The organism is Streptomyces sp. NPDC014882 (assembly GCF_043081325.1).
In the GTDB taxonomy this organism is placed as follows: domain Bacteria; phylum Actinomycetota; class Actinomycetes; order Streptomycetales; family Streptomycetaceae; genus Streptomyces.
On the sequence record NZ_JBIBWL010000012.1, the window covers coordinates 42,389 to 57,207 of the forward strand.

11 protein-coding genes are annotated in these 14,819 nt (G+C 73.2%); 4 read left to right on the forward strand and 7 right to left on the reverse strand.

Annotated features, from left to right (window positions below):
- Positions 1–63 precede the first annotated feature (63 nt).
- On the forward strand, positions 64–1,254 hold the full coding sequence (locus tag ACF09K_RS24935) for a zinc-dependent alcohol dehydrogenase (RefSeq protein ID WP_392246830.1): 1,191 nt from the start codon (positions 64–66) through the stop codon (positions 1,252–1,254).
- Between the two features lie 73 nt (positions 1,255–1,327).
- On the opposite strand, the gene ACF09K_RS24940 is transcribed toward ACF09K_RS24935, so the two are convergent.
- Together ACF09K_RS24940 and ACF09K_RS24945 are read right to left on the reverse strand one after the other, a co-directional pair.
- Positions 1,328–3,532 carry an OmpL47-type beta-barrel domain-containing protein gene (locus tag ACF09K_RS24940; RefSeq protein ID WP_392247145.1) on the reverse strand — a complete coding sequence of 735 codons (2,205 nt, stop codon included), beginning with the start codon at positions 3,530–3,532 and terminating at the stop codon, positions 1,328–1,330.
- Between the two features lie 14 nt (positions 3,533–3,546).
- On the reverse strand, positions 3,547–6,060 hold the full coding sequence (locus ACF09K_RS24945) for a ThuA domain-containing protein (protein ID WP_392246832.1): 2,514 nt from the start codon (positions 6,058–6,060) through the stop codon (positions 3,547–3,549).
- Between the two features lie 198 nt (positions 6,061–6,258).
- On the opposite strand from ACF09K_RS24945, the gene ACF09K_RS24950 reads away from it, so the two are divergent.
- Positions 6,259–7,314, forward strand: coding sequence for a multicopper oxidase domain-containing protein (locus ACF09K_RS24950; protein ID WP_392246834.1), 1,056 nt, complete (start codon positions 6,259–6,261; stop codon positions 7,312–7,314).
- A 107-nt stretch (positions 7,315–7,421) separates the two neighbouring features.
- The gene (locus ACF09K_RS24955; RefSeq protein ID WP_392246835.1) at positions 7,422–8,483 is read left to right on the forward strand and encodes a LacI family DNA-binding transcriptional regulator; all 1,062 of its coding nucleotides are present in this window, start codon (positions 7,422–7,424) and stop codon (positions 8,481–8,483) included.
- Between the two features lie 65 nt (positions 8,484–8,548).
- Here the strand turns inward: ACF09K_RS24955 and ACF09K_RS24960 are convergent, their stop codons facing one another.
- Positions 8,549–9,340 carry a VOC family protein gene (locus ACF09K_RS24960; RefSeq protein ID WP_392246836.1) on the reverse strand — a complete coding sequence of 264 codons (792 nt, stop codon included), beginning with the start codon at positions 9,338–9,340 and terminating at the stop codon, positions 8,549–8,551.
- A gap of 314 nt (positions 9,341–9,654) precedes the next feature.
- Between ACF09K_RS24960 and ACF09K_RS24965 the strand changes: the two genes are divergently transcribed.
- The gene (locus ACF09K_RS24965; RefSeq protein WP_392246838.1) at positions 9,655–9,939 is read left to right on the forward strand and encodes a WhiB family transcriptional regulator; all 285 of its coding nucleotides are present in this window, start codon (positions 9,655–9,657) and stop codon (positions 9,937–9,939) included.
- Positions 9,940–10,081: 142 nt separating this feature from the next.
- Here ACF09K_RS24965 and ACF09K_RS24970 read toward each other — a convergent pair whose 3' ends face one another.
- From ACF09K_RS24970 to ACF09K_RS24985, 4 genes are all read right to left on the reverse strand, one after another.
- The gene (locus tag ACF09K_RS24970; protein ID WP_392246839.1) at positions 10,082–11,059 is read right to left on the reverse strand and encodes an acyl-ACP desaturase; all 978 of its coding nucleotides are present in this window, start codon (positions 11,057–11,059) and stop codon (positions 10,082–10,084) included.
- A 230-nt stretch (positions 11,060–11,289) separates the two neighbouring features.
- Positions 11,290–12,066 (reverse strand): dimethylargininase, encoded by a 777-nt coding sequence (gene ddaH, locus ACF09K_RS24975; RefSeq protein ID WP_392246841.1) that lies wholly within the window; start codon positions 12,064–12,066, stop codon positions 11,290–11,292.
- A 229-nt stretch (positions 12,067–12,295) separates the two neighbouring features.
- Positions 12,296–13,918 (reverse strand): ABC-F family ATP-binding cassette domain-containing protein, encoded by a 1,623-nt coding sequence (locus ACF09K_RS24980; RefSeq protein ID WP_392246843.1) that lies wholly within the window; start codon positions 13,916–13,918, stop codon positions 12,296–12,298.
- A gap of 310 nt (positions 13,919–14,228) precedes the next feature.
- Complete coding sequence (locus ACF09K_RS24985; protein WP_392246844.1) at positions 14,229–14,645, reverse strand: SsgA family sporulation/cell division regulator; 417 nt, start codon at positions 14,643–14,645, stop codon at positions 14,229–14,231.
- Positions 14,646–14,819: the final 174 nt, after the last annotated feature.

Sequence of the window (14,819 nt, forward strand, 5' to 3'; positions counted from 1 at the left end):
CCCGCACTCCGGGACCCGCCCGGCACGGCGGGCCCCCGAACTCGGTGGAGGGAGCGCGGCACGATGAAGGCAGTGACCTGGCAGGGAAAGCGCGACGTACGGGTGGACACCGTGCCCGACCCGGTGATCCAGGAGCCGACGGACGCCGTCATCCGCGTCACGTCCACCGGACTGTGCGGCTCCGACCTGCACCTCTACGAGGTGCTCACCCCGTTCATGACCCCCGGCGACATCCTCGGCCACGAACCCATGGGCATCGTCGAGGAGGTCGGCGCCGGCGTGATCGACCTCAGCGTCGGCGACCGCGTCGTCGTGCCCTTCCAGATCGCCTGCGGCGACTGCTGGATGTGCCTCAACTCCCTGCCCACCCAGTGCGAGACCACCCAGGTCACCGCCGAGGGCATGGGCGCGGCCCTGTTCGGCTACACCCGCCTGTACGGCGCGGTGCCCGGCGGCCAGGCCGAGTACCTGCGCGTCCCGCAGGCCCAGTACGGCCCGATCAAGGTGCCCGAGGGCCCGCCCGACGACCGCTTCGTCTACCTCTCCGACGTCCTGCCCACCGCCTGGCAGGCGGTGGAGTACGCCGACGTCCCCGAGGGCGGCAGCGTCGCCGTGCTGGGCCTCGGACCCATCGGCGACATGGCCTGCCGCGTCGCCCAGGTGCGCGGCGCCGGACGGGTGTTCGGCGTGGACCTCGTCGGCGACCGGCTGCGCCGGGCCCGCGCGCGGGGCGTGGAGACGTACGACCTGCGCAGCTTCGACAGCGAGAAGGAACTGGTCGCCGCGATCCGCGACGAGACCGACGGGCGCGGCCCGGACGCCGTGATCGACGCCGTCGGCACCGAGGCGCACGGCAGCACGGTCGCCCGCCTGATCCAGAACGCCTCCGCCCTGCTGCCGAACAAGGTGAGCGGCCCCCTCGCCGAACGGTTCAGCGTCGACCGGCTCGCCGCCCTCCACACCGCCATCGAGCTGGTGCGCCGCGGCGGCACGCTCTCCCTGACCGGCGTCTACGGCGGCATGGCCGACCCGCTGCCCATGCTCACCATGTTCGACAAGCAGATCCAGATCCGGATGGGCCAGGCCAACGTGCGCCGCTGGGTCGACGACATCCTCCCCTACCTCACCGAGGAGGACCCGCTCGGCGTCGACGACTTCGCCACCCACCGCATCCCGCTGGCGGACGCCCCGAAGGCGTACGAGATGTTCCAGCAGAAGCGGGACGGGGCCGTGAAGATCCTGATGACGCCGTGAGACGGGCGGTCCGGGCCCGGACACCCGAGGGCGCCGCCGTGGGAACGGCGGCGCCCTCGCGCCCGTGCGACGCCTACTGGTCCTTGATCCGGACGTCCCGGTACGACACCACGTCCGTCGTGCCGTGCACCTGCAGGCCCAGGTAGCCGGAGGCGAACCGGCGCCCGTCCGTGCCCGGATCGTCCGCCCGCGGCGGGGAGAACTCCTGGCCGCCGGTGTTGTCGAACTCGTTGATCAGCACACCGTTGCGGAACACCGACCAGTGCTGGCCGACCACCCGGATCTCGTAGTCGTTCCAGGTGCCCTTCTGGGTCACGCCGGCCCCGGCCAGGCCCACCCGGTCGAAGCCGTAGACCGAGCCGGTCTTGTACGGGTCGCCGTCGGGCCGGTCCAGCACCTGCACCTCGTGCCCGTACTTGACGGCCGCCCACTCCGGACGCGGTTCCTCGGCCTGGCCGTGGACCCACGGGAAGCGCACGAGCACACCGGAGTTGGCGTTCCCGGTGCCCGGCGCGTCGTCCCGCCACTGCAGCCGCAGCGAGAAGTCGCCGTACTTGCGCTGCGGGAACCACAGCATCCCGAGGCCGTCCCGCGTGGTGCCCGAGGTGATCGAGCCGTCGCCGTTCGGGGCGAAGGAGCCGCCGCCCACGTGCTCCCACCGGGCGAGGGACTCCGCGCTGCCGTCCATGATCGTGCGGTAGCCCTCTGTCTGCCCCGGCCTGCCGATCCCGGACGCGCGGGCCGCGTCGAGGACGGCGCCGTGCTCCCGCTCGTCGACGACCCCACCTCGCAGCAGGGCGTCCAGGACGGTCCGCACGTGCTTGAGGAACAGGGCGTGCGACGTCCACTCCCGCTCGTCCTCGATCAGCTCGTTGATCCGGCACCGGCTGTCGGTCACCCGGTTGGGCACCCCGGTGTCGACCGTGCCGACGATCACCGTCGACCGCTCGTCCCACTCGGGGCAAGGGGGCGCGGGCACCCCGCCGCCGGGCGCCACCGCGAAGCTCACGTCGCGCGCCGCCGCGGTGTTGCCGGCCCTGTCGCTCGCCCGGTACGCCACCGTGTGGGTGCCGGCCCGGTCGACGACCACCGGCGCGGTGTACGCCAGGTAGGGCCCGCCGTCGAGCGCGTACTCGACGGCCGCGACCCCGGAGCCGCCCTCGTCGCTCGCGGCGACGGTGACGCGGGCGCTGCCGACGTAGGCGCCCGCGGAGTTGCGCGTGCCCTCGACGGTCACGCCCGTCACCGGGGGAGTGGTGTCCCGCGGGGGTGCGGCGACCACCGTGAACGTGACGCTCCGCTCGGCCGACGCGTTGCCCGCCCGGTCGACCGCCCGGTAGCGGACGGTGTGGGTGCCGGCCCGGTGGAGCATGACGGGGGCGGTGTACGGGGTCCACTCGCCCGCCGCGCCGACCGCGTACTCGATGCGGTCGAGACCCGACCCCGTGTCGGACGCCGTGACCGTCACGGTCGCCATGTCGACGTAGGCGCCGTCGGCGTCGCGCTCCCCGCTCACCGTCGCCGAGGTCTCCGGCGGGGTGGTGTCGTCGGAGGGCGGGGACACCACGGTGAACGCCACGGACTTCTCGGCGGAGACGTTGCCCGCCTTGTCGAAGGCGCGGTGGCGGACCGTGTGGCCGCCGACCCGGTCGACGACCACGGGCGCGGTGTACGGCAGCCAGTCGCCCGTGGCGTCGACGGCGTACTGGATCCTGTCGATCCCCGACCCGCCGGCGTCGTCGGCCGCCGTGACCGTCACGCTCGCCGACCCGACGTACGCGCCCTGGGCGTTCTGCACCCCGCTCACCCGCGCCGTCGTCTCCGGCGCGGTGGTGTCCTCGCCGCCGCCCTCGGTCACCACCAGGATGCCCTGCATCTGGCCGTGTCCGGGGATCGTGCAGTGGTAGAGGTAGCGGCCCGGGGAGAGCGTGACCTCGGTGGTGTGCCGGCCGCCCGCGTCGTCGTTCGGGTTGGCCAGGATGTTGAGCTCGACGTCGCCGTTGAACTCGGGGTCGCTGGTCACGAACGTCAGCGTGTGCGGCATTCCCGTGGTGTTGCCGGTCGCCGCGCTGTTCTCGAAGACGACCGTCGCCGGCCCCGCCACCGCCGTCGTCGGCGCCGTCGTGTACCGGGTGATGTCGTCGCCCGCCGTCCAGGTCAGCACCTGCGCGGCCGCGGCGGGCGGCGCGGAGGGCAGGTCCTGCCCGGGCCGCGCGGCACTCGGCGCGGCCGGCGGACCGAGCACCGTCAGGACGGCGACCAGCAGCGCCGTCCACACCCTCCGTCGTCCCGTCACCGCGTCCCCCTCACCAGTCGCCCCGCGGCCGGGGTCGGCCCGCCGCCGGTATAAGTGACCCTCCACAGCGCCGACCTGGCGTCGGAGGTGAAGAAGCCGCGCCCGTAGTCGAGGACGTAGAGCGCGCCGTCCGGGCCGAACCTCCAGTCCATGAGGTTCCTGATGCCGTCGTTGCCGACCGGCACGATCTTCTTCAGCGACTCGGAGTGCACCGGCAGTCCCCCGTCGCCCTGGGTCGCCGGGTCCATCAGCACCGCGTCGCGCGGCTGGTCGCCGTCGTAGAAGTCCCCGACGAACCACTTTCCGTCCCAGTAGGCGGGCCACCTGGCCGGGCTCGCGCTCGCCGCGTCGTAGCGGTAGACGGGCCCGTTCATCGCGGCCTGACCGCCGCCCTTCAGCCACGGCAGCAGGTAGCGGGCCTCCTCCTGCCGGTACGAGGGGACGCCGTTCGCGTCCCGCGGGTAGTCCGGGGCGCCGCCCTGGGGCGAGTACCAGATGTTGTTGCCGGTGACCGGCGGCAGGGAGACCAGGCCGTCGTTGTTCGGCGACTCGTTCCTCGGGTGGTCGCAGTCGTACCAGCCGAGCGGCTGCGTCGGGTCCGGCAGGTTGCGGTCGCGGTAGGGCTGCTTGTCGCCCATGCAGTACGGCCAGCCCCGGTTGGACGCCTCGGTGATGACGGCGAACGTGTCGTACTTCGCGGGTCCCCACGTCGTCGACGGGACGCTCGCGTCCGGTCCCACCCAGCCCGCGTACAGGACGTCGGTGCGCGGGTCGACGGAGATCCGGGCCGGGTTGCGGACCCCCATCACGTAGATCTCGCCGCGTGTCTTCCCGCCGCCCTCGGCGGTCTCCCGGCCGGTGAAGAGGTTGCCCTCGGGGAGCGTGTACGTGCCGTCCGGCTCCGGATGGACGCGCAGGATCTTGCCGTTGAGGTTGTTGGTGTTCCCGGCGGTGCGGCGGGCGTCGGCGAAGGAGAGGCCCTTGTAGTTCGGCTCCGGGTTGTTGCCGGAGTAACCGCCGCTGAAACCGCTGGAGTTGTTGTCGCCGGTCGCGATGTACAGGTTGCCCCTGGAGTCCCAGGCCATCCCGCCGCCGGCGTGGCAGCAACTGTGCACCTGCACCGGCCACTTCAGCAGCACCTTCTCGCTGCCGAGGTCCAGCCGGTTCGTGGCGGGGTCGAGCGTGAAGCGGGAGACGCGCCGCTCGGCCGTCCGCTTGTCGCGGTCGAGGCCCGAGTGGGGCGTGTAGTGCAGGTACACCCAGCCGTTCCGCTCGAACCGCGGGTCCAGCTCGATGCCGAGCAGCCCCTCCTCGACCTTGACCAGCTCGTCGCCGCCGCCCTTGTTGCCGAACACGGTCAACGAGCCCGCCAGGGTCACCTCCTTCGTCGCCGGGTCGTAGACGTGGATCTCGCCCTCGCCCCTGCCGACGTCCGGATCGTTCCAGTCGGTGACCACGGGCCGCGAGGAGTCGGCGCCGCCGCGGCCGATGTACAGCACCCGCCCGTCGGGCGCCGTGACCAGGCCGTGCGGCTCACCGATCTGGTCGTTGCGACCCGGCTGGTTGGGCCGGGTCAGCCGCTCGGCCCGGTAGTTCGCCGCGATGGTCGCCTTGCAGTCGGCCTGCGCCAGCCGGGTCGTCCACAGCAGCGCGCCGCGCAGGTGCGCGCGGAAGTCCGTCTCGTCGTACGAGGACGCCGTACCGCCCATGCCCGTGTAGAAGGACCGGCCGCCGTCGTAGTCCCGGCACCAGCTGATCGGGTGGTCGGCGCCGTTGGCGCTCGCGCCCGGCCGGTACGTCGTCTCCCGCACCCGGGCGACGGTGTGCACGGTGCCGGAGGGGTTGCGCGTCCAGTTCGGCCACCGGTCGGGGCGCTTCCACTCGACGGGGAGGTCCTTCCCGGCCGGGTGCCGGCGGTCGCCCACCTCGACGGTGGCCCGCTGCACGGCCGTCGGGCCGTTCGCCGCCGGGCGGGCGCCGATCAGACCGGTGAACCAGTCCGAGTACGGTTCCGCGCGCGCCGCGTCGTGGAGGCCGACGAAACCGCCGCCCGCCTCCATGTAGGCCTCCAGGCCCGCCTCCTGCTCGGGATCGAGCACGTCGCCGCCCCCGGTCAGGAACACGACGGCGTTGTAGCCGCCCAGCCGCGCCCCGTCGGTGAAGACCGAGGCGTCGTCGGTGGCCTCGACCTCGAAGCGCTGGTCCGCCGTGCCGGTGAGGCCGATGTCCTCGATCGCCTCGATGCCGGCGTCGACGACCGGCGACTCCTCCCCGGCGGCCGCGGAACCGTGGAAGACGAGGACGTTCACCCCCGGACCGCCCGGCGGCGACTTCACGGACATCGTTGTCGGCGGTGGTTCCGGAGCCGGGCGCGCCTGTACGGCGGGACCCGACAGCAGCCCGGCCGCGACGGCCCCGGCGGCCACGGCGGCCGCCCTGGCCCGTCTCCTGCGGCGCCCCGCCCTTCGCGCACCGCCCACCCTCGTCGTGCTCAACCCTCGTAAGTGCATGGGCACCTCCCTGGTCACAGCGACAGCGCCAAGGAAGCTAGACCCCTTTGCCCGGCCCGCCAATACCAATGACCGCAATGGCACGAACTTTGTCCTGAGTGTGGATGAACGGCGGAACGGCCGGTACCGTCACACGGGCTCAGCGCGCTCGTCACAGGTACGTCTCCGTACATCCCTTGTCAGGAGCGGGAGTTCCGCATGGACAGACGCGGTTTCAACCGGCGGGTGCTGCTCGGCGGCGCCGCGGCGGCGACATCGTCATCACTGGCCCCCTCGCGGGCCGCCGGGGCAGCCGGGGCCGCCGGGGCCGCCGCCCCGGCCGCGACGGCCCCGGCCGGCGGCCAGGTGCGGCACCTCAGGCTGTACGCCGAGAAGCTCCCCGACGGGCGGTTCGGCTACGGCTTCGAGAAGGGCCGGGCCACGGTCCCGGGCCCGCTGATCGAGGTCGACGAGGGCGACACCGTCCACATCGAGTTCGAGAACACCCTGGACGTGCCGGCGAGCCTGCACGTGCACGGTCTCGACTACGAGATCTCCAGCGACGGCACCGCGATGAACCACAGCGACGTGGCGCCGGGCGGCTCACGCACCTACACCTGGCGCACCCACGTCCCCGGCCGCCGCGCGGACGGCACCTGGCGGTCCGGCAGCGCGGGCTACTGGCACTACCACGACCACGTCGTCGGCACGGAACACGGCACGGGCGGCATCCGCAAGGGCCTCTACGGGCCGGTGGTCGTCCGGCGCAAGGGCGACGTCCTGCCCGACGCCACCCACACGATCGTCTTCAACGACATGACGATCAACAACGAGCCCGCCCACGGCGGCCCGGACTTCGAGGCGACCGTCGGGGACCGCGTCGAGTTCGTGATGATCACGCACGGCGAGTACTACCACACCTTCCACCTGCACGGACACCGCTGGGCCGACAACCGCACCGGCACGCTCACCGGCCCCGACGACCCCAGCCGGGTCGTCGACAACAAGATCGTCGGCCCGGCCGACTCCTTCGGCTTCCAGGTGGTCGCGGGCGAGGGCGTGGGCGCCGGCGCGTGGATGTACCACTGCCACGTGCAGAGCCACTCCGACATGGGCATGGTGGGCCTGTTCCTGGTGCGCAGACCGGACGGCACGATCCCCGGGTACGAACCCCACGGCCCCCACGAAGCCGGCGCCTCCCACGAACCCCTCGCACCCCTCGCATCCCCCGCATCCCTCGCATCCCCCGCACCCCGCGACCCTCACGAGCACTGACGGACCCGGGCGGCGGCCCCGCCGTCACGGGCGGCGAGAGCGCTCCCGCCTCCTCCCTCCGGTGCGCGGCTATCCTGAGCCGCACCGCACCGAGGAGGAGCCCCGAAGTGAGCGACACAGCGCCCCGTCCCACACTGGAGGCGGTCGCCGCGCGGGCGGGGGTCTCGCGGGCGACCGCCTCACGGGTCGTCAACGGCGGCGACGGGGTCCGCGAGCCGCTCGTCGAGCGGGTCCGGCGCGCGGTGGACGAACTCGGGTACGTCCCCAACCAGGCAGCGCGCAGCCTGGTGACGAGGCGGCACGACGCCGTCGCCGTCGTCATCGCCGAACCCGAGACCCGGGTCTTCGCCGACCCCTTCTTCGCCCTGCAGCTGCGCGGCATCAGCAAGGAGCTCACCGCCCACGACAACCAGCTCGTGCTGCTGCTCACCGAGGGCCGCGACGACCACGTCCGGGTCGCCCGCTACCTCGCCGGCGGCCACGTCGACGGCGCCCTCGTCTTCTCCCTCCACGTCGACGACCCGCTCCCCGGACTGATCCGGGGCGCCGGGGTCCCGACGGTGTTCGGCGGCCGCCCCGGCTGGGGCGACGGCACGCACGGCGTCAGGTACGTCGACAGCGACAACCGGGGCGGCGCCCGCGAGGCCGTACGGCACCTCGTCGGACTCGGCCGCACCCGCGTCGCGCACATCACCGGGCCGCTGGACCAGACCTCCGCGGCGGACCGGCTCCAGGGCTTCCGGGACGTGCGGGGGGACGCCGACCCGCGGCTCGTGGTGGAGAGCGACTTCACCCCCGGCGGCGGGGAACGCGCCATGCGCGAACTCCTCGACCGCTGCCCGGACGTCGACGCCGTGTTCGCCGCCAACGACCTCACCGCCTCGGGAGTCCTGCGCGTGCTGCGGGAACGCGGACTGCGGGTGCCCGAGGACGTCGCCGTGGTCGGCTTCGACGACATGGTGCCGCTGGCCGAACAGACCGACCCGCCCCTGACCACGGTCCGTCAGGACATCGAGGAGATGGGCCGCGTCATGACCCGCCTCCTGCTGCGCGGCCTGCGCGGCCCCGACCGCCGCGACACCGGGGGGCCCGCCCCGGACCCCGGGGAACCCGCCGCCCCCGAGGGCCTGGTCCTGCCGACCACCCTGGTGCGCCGCGCCTCCGCCTGAGAACCGTCCGGTGACGGCCGGGAACGAGCCCGGGAGGCGGCCGTGTCCGGGCCCCGGTCCCCGCCTCACCCGCCCCGCGGTTCGCTCCTGATCACCGCGAAGCGTGCCCCGTCCGGATCGGCCAGTCTGGCGGTCCGGCCCACGCCCGCCACGTCCGCCGGGGCCGTCCGCACGACGCCGCCCAGCTCCCCGGCCCGCGCCGCGACCGCGTCGACGTCCGCCACCTCGACGTACGGCAGCCAGTACGCCGGGTACGGCGCCTCCACGGGGTCGTCGGCCAGCGGCACGAACCCGCCGAACGCGGACTCCTCGTCCGCCCCGGCCGGATTCACGCTGGTGTACGTGCCGGTGGGCAGGACGACGCCCGCGGTCTCCAGGCCCAGGGCGGCGCGGTAGAAGGCGGCCGCCGCGGCGACGTCGGGGGTGTACAGCTCGACCCGGCACAGCGAGCCCGGCTCGCCCGCCACGTCCACCCCCTCCAGCCGGCCCGGCTGCCAGACGCCGAAGGGGACCCCCGCCGGGTCGGCGACGAGCGCCATCGTGCCCCGGCCCATGACGTCCAGCGGCGGGAACAGCGTCCTGCCGTGCGCCCGCTCGGCGGCCTCGCAGGTGGCGTCCGCGTCGGCCGTCCGGAAATAGACCGTCCACGACGGCGGGCCCTGCTCGGGAGTGGTCTGCATACCGCCCGCCGCGGTCCTCCCGTCCAGCTGGAAGAAGCCGTAACCGCCGGCGTCGGGTCCCGCCGACCGGAACCGCCAGCCGAAGAGGGCGTGGTAGAAGGCGGCGGCGCGGTCGATGTCGGACGTGCCGATGTCGAGCCAGTTCGGAGCGCCGTCGACGAAACGGGTGGTGAGCATCTCCGCCCTCCTCCTCGGGAGCCCCGCGCTCCCCACTGCTCGCGTGCGCTGCTTCTTCTTCTCTCTCCGCTCTGCCGAGTCTCGCACCGCCTGCCGCCTGCCGCCTGCCGCCTGCCGCCACTGCCCATCGTCACGGCCCGCCGCCGGGATTCACGGCCGGGGCTCACCGCCCACCCGTCGTTCACCGCTGCCCGCTGCCCGCTGCCCGCTGCCCGGCCCCGGGCGGCGGGCCCGGCGCGCCGCCGTGCGCCGCGGTGTGCTCCGGGGGCACCATCAGTGCGGCCGGAGCCCTGTCGGAGCGCGTATATCCGCCGTTGATGGAACGTTTTTCGCCGCGCGTCACGCTGCTGCGCATGGACACCGACACGATTGCCTCCCCCGACCTCGACTGGCAGCGGCAGGCCCTGTGCGCGCAGACCGGGGCGGACTTCTTCTTCCCGGAACCGGGCAGTTCGGTACGCGACGCCAAGCGCATCTGCGGCATGTGCGAGATGCGGTCCGCGTGTCTCGACTACGCCCTCGCCCACGACGAACGCTTCGGCGTGTGGGGCGGCCTGTCCGAGAAGGAACGCCTGCACCTGCGCCGTACCGCGCGCTGAACGGGCGGACGGCGGGGAGCCGGCACCCCCTCCGTACGACCGCGTCGCGGGGTGCGGTCGAAAGGCACGGACCGCGAACGGCCCGCGGCGAGGATCCGATCCCCGGCGCGGGCCGTTCGCGAGGTGCCGCGGTGGCGGTGGGTCAGCCGGCGGCGCGGGCCGCCATGCGGGCCTTGCGGGCCGCCAGCTTCTCGTCGAACTTCAGGGCCTCGGCGTCCAGACCGCCCATGAACAGGCCGAGTTCCTCCTGCGCCTTCAGCCCCTCCGGGCCGAGGCCGTCCAGCTCCAGGACCCTCAGGTGGCGCAGGACGGGCTGGAGCACGTCGTCGTGGTGGATGCGCATGTTGTAGACCTCGCCGATCGCCATCTGCGCCGCCGCCCGCTCGAAGCCGGGCATGCCGTGGCCGGGCATGCGGAAGTTCACGACCACGTCGCGCACCGCCTGCATGGTCAGGTCGGGGGCCAGGTCGAAGGCGGCCTTCAGCAGGTTGCGGTAGAAGACCATGTGGAGGTTCTCGTCGGTCGCGATGCGCGCCAGCATGCGGTCGCAGACCGGGTCGCCGGACTGGTGGCCGGTGTTGCGGTGCGAGATGCGGGTCGCCAGCTCCTGGAAGGCGACGTAGGCCACCGAGTGCAGCATCGAGTGGCGGTTGTCCGACTCGAAGCCCTCGCTCATGTGGGACATCCGGAAGGCCTCCAGCTTGTCCGGGTCGACCGCGCGCGAGGCGAGCAGGTAGTCGCGCATCACGATGCCGTGCCGGCCCTCCTCCGCCGTCCAGCGGTGCACCCAGGTGCCCCAGGCGCCGTCACGGCCGAACAGCGAGGCGATCTCGTGGTGGTAGCTGGGGAGGTTGTCCTCGGTGAGCAGGTTCACGACCAGCGCGATCCGGCCGATCTCGGTGACCTTCGACTGCTCCTTGTCCCAGGCCTCGCCGTCCTCGAAGAGACCGGGGAAGTTGCGGCCGTCGCTCCAGGGCACGTACTCGTGCGGCATCCAGTCCTTGGCGACTTTCAGGTGCCGGTTCAGTTCGGTCTCGACCACTTCCTCGAGGGCGTACAGCAGCCGGGCGTCGGTCCAGACGGCGGAGGGGCTGCCGAGGTTCGGGGAAGTGATCGTCACGGGGGTACTCCAGGGGACGTGAGGTACAGCGGACTGCGTCCGGCGAGCGGTGCCGGAACTTACGGGATCGTAGGCTACGAACCCGTAGGTTACGTAGCCGTAGGTTAAGGTCACTGTAAAGACTGCTGATCAGCCACCGTCCCACCGGGTACCCCGGGAGGTTCCCGGTGATGCCGAAAGGCCCCGGGACACGCAGGTCGCGGGGCCGGACCGGTGGCGCGGTCACCCGGTCAGGCGTACAGGTCCCGCAGCCGCACCGAGAGGCACGTCACGCATCCCTCGAGCTTCTCGAACTCGCCGATGTCGACCACCACGGGCTCGTACCCGAGGTCCGACAGCAGGTCCGCGGTCTTCGGGGCGCTCGCGGCGATGAGCAGTCTCGGGCCGCCGAGCAGCACCACGTGGGCGCCCGCCTCCTCGGGCACCGACAGGAACCGCGGGAACAGCGCCGGCCGGTCCACCTTCGGGATGTGGCCGATCACCGTGCCGTCGGGCAGCGCGGTGACCGCCGACTTCAGGTGCAGCACCTTGCTCACGGGGACCGCCACGACCCGCGCCCCGAGCGGTTCGAAGGCCTCCCGCACCTGCTGGACGCCGGCCGCGTCGGTACGGCCGCTGCGGCCCACGTAGACCGTGTCGCCGCACTTGAGGACGTCGCCGCCGTCCAGCGTGCCCGGCTCCCAGATCCAGTTGACCGAGCAGCCCAGCCGGGCCACGGCCTCCTCGACCCCGGCGGTCTCCGCGCGCCGGGACTCGGCGCCGGACCGCGCGATCAGGGCGACGTTGCGGTACATCACCACCGTGTCCTCGACGAACACGGCGTCCGGGCAGTCGTCGGCGGGGTCGACCTCCACGGTCTCCCAGCCCGCCGACCGCAGGGCCTCGGCGTAGGCCTCCCACTGCTCCAGGGCGAGGTCCACGTCGACCGCCCCGCGCGCGACGTGCGTCACCAGACCCTCGGCGAGGCGCGGGCCGGGGCGGCGGATGAGGGCCTTCTTGCTGGGCACGTCCAGGTCTCCGAATCGGCGGTGGCTGACCGGCGCCGGATGAGGGGCGCCGGTCAGCCATCATGCAGGGCCGGTCCACCGCGGCGAAACCCTCCACGCCGTGCCGCGGCCCTCCCGGGACCCGCCGCGCCGGGTGCGCCTTCCGGACGGCGCGGCTAGGGCGTGTTTCGAAAGTGGCGTCGCCGGGCTGGGGGCACCCCCTCTGGGGGAGGGACTTTCGAAACACGCCCTACGCCGGGTCCGCCACCTCCTGCGCCGACGTCTCCCGCAGTTCCCCGTCCAGCAGCAGCCAGCGGGTGATCCCGATCGACTCCAGGAACGGCAGGTCGTGGCTCGCCACGACCAGGGCGCCCTCGTAGGACTCCAGGGCGGACGTGAGCTGCCGGACGCTCGCCATGTCGAGGCTGTTCGTCGGCTCGTCGAGCATCAGCAGCTGCGGCGCGGGCTCGGCCAGCATCAGCGCCGCGAGCGTCGCCCGGAAGCGTTCGCCGCCGGACAGCGTCGCCGCCGGGCGGTCGGCGCGGGCGCCCCGGAACAGGAAGCGGGCCAGCCGGGCCCGGATCCGGTTGCCGGTGGCGTGCGGCGCGAAACGGGCCACGTTCTCGACGACCGTCAGCCCGTCGTCCAGGACGTCCAGCCGCTGCGGCAGGAAACGGAGCGGCACGTGCGCGCGCACCTCGCCCGCCACCGGGTCCAGCTCCCCGGCGATCGTGCGCAGCAGCGTCGTCTTGCCCGCGCCGTTGCGCCCCACCAGCGCCACCCGTTCGGGCCCGCGCAGGTCGAGACCGCCCCGCACCCGCGCGCCGTACGCGAGCCGCAGGTCCAGCAGGGTGAGCACCTCGCGGCCCGGCGGCACGGCCGTGTGCGGCAGGTCGACGCGGATCTCGTCGTCGTCGCGGACCGCCTCGACGGCCTCGTCGAGCCGCTCCCTTGCCTCGGCGAGCTTCTCCTCGTGCAGGAGACGGTGCTTGCCGGCGGACTCCTGCGCCGCCCGCTTGCGCGCCCCCATCACGATCTTCGGCTCGCGTTTCTGGTCCCACATCTTCTGGCCGTACCGCTTGCGCCGGGCCAGTTTCATGTGGGCCTCGGACAGTTCGCGCTTCTGCCGGCGCAGGTCGGACTCCGCGACGCGCACCATGCGCTCGGCGGCCTCCTGCTCGGTGGCGAGGGCCTCCTCGTAGGCCGAGAAGTTGCCCCCGTACCAGGCGACCCCGCCGGCGCGCAGGTCGGCGATCTGGTCGACGAGTTCGAGCAGTTCCCGGTCGTGGCTGACGACGACCAGCACGCCCGGCCAGTCCGCGACGGCCGCGTACAGCCGCCGCCGGGCGTACAGGTCGAGGTTGTTGGTCGGCTCGTCGAGCAGCAGGACGTCCGGCCGGCGCAGCAGCAGCGCGGCCAGGCGCAGCAGGACGGACTCGCCGCCGGACACCTCGCCGACGGTGCGGTCCAGGCCGATGTGGCCGAGCCCGAGCTCGCCGAGGGTCGCCAGGGCGCGCTCCTCGACGTCCCAGTCGTCGCCGAGGGCCTCGAAGTGCTCCTCGGCCGCGTCGCCGCCCTCGATGGCGTGCAGCGCGGCCCGGCGGGCGGCGATGCCGAGGACCTCGTCGACGCGGAGGGAGGTGTCGAGCGTGACGTTCTGCGGGAGGTGACCGACCTCGCCGGCCGTGCGGACGGTGCCGTCGGAGGGGGTGAGTTCGCCGGCGATCAGCTTCAGCAGGGTCGACTTGCCGGCGCCGTTGACGCCGACGAGCCCGGTCCGGCCGGGGCCGAAGGCGACGTCGAGCCCGTCGAGGACGGGGGTGCCGTCGGGCCAGGCGAAGGACAGGGACGTACAGGTGATCGAATGTGACAAGGTGGCCTCGCGGTCGCGTGTGCGGTCAGGACGACGCGTGTCGAGACACCGGAGGGCGGCGACCACCGCGGGAGCGGGGGAGCGGGGGCCACGGGAAAACCCGAGGGAGTCCGCGGGAAAGCCCACGGGGTCCGTGGGAAGGCCCTGCTCCGCAAGGACGGCTCGAACGCCGAGGTCGCACGCTGCGCCCACACCCGTGGGGGTGTGCGGCGCGGTGTCTCGGGACCTCAGACGAGCAACGTCCTTCTCCTATCGGCGGCAACAGATGCACGACCGACCGTAGGAGGGGCCGGGAGGGGTTGTCAACGGATTAAAGGGCGTCCCCCATCAGCTCCGCCAGGTCGCGGTCCAGGTCGAGCTGGAGGTGCTCCAGGCCGGCCGGCACGAGTTCGCCGGTGGCCTCCAGGAAGCGCCGGATCTCCGCCGAGTGCACGTGCACGATCGCCGTGCCCTCCGGCGCGTGGAACTCCAGCACCGTCCGGTCGTACCCGTACGGCCGCACGCGTACGTCCCCGTGGCCCTCGGCGTCGTGCAGACCCGCGGTGAGCAGCTCGCGGGCGAAGGTCCAGCAGACCTCCACGCCCTCCAGCGTGGCCGGGGCCGGGAAGGTCATGCGGACGGCGAAGGGGTCACGCCGGTCGTAGTGCAGCGTGGCGGGGATGCTCTGCATCCGCGGCGCGGCGGCGACCAGGCGCGCCTCGACGGGCTGCTCGATGACGATGGACAACGCCTTGCTCCCTTGTGACGGCGGGGCGGACAACCGGTGGATGGGGCCGGACACTGGAAGAGACGCCGGAACCGGCCGGTTCGTGCACACGCAGTCCGAGTGACCTCGGTCACCGCCTTTCATGCGCACGAGTGACCCACCTCTCCTGCCGTGCCCGCGCGGACCGGTGAGGCG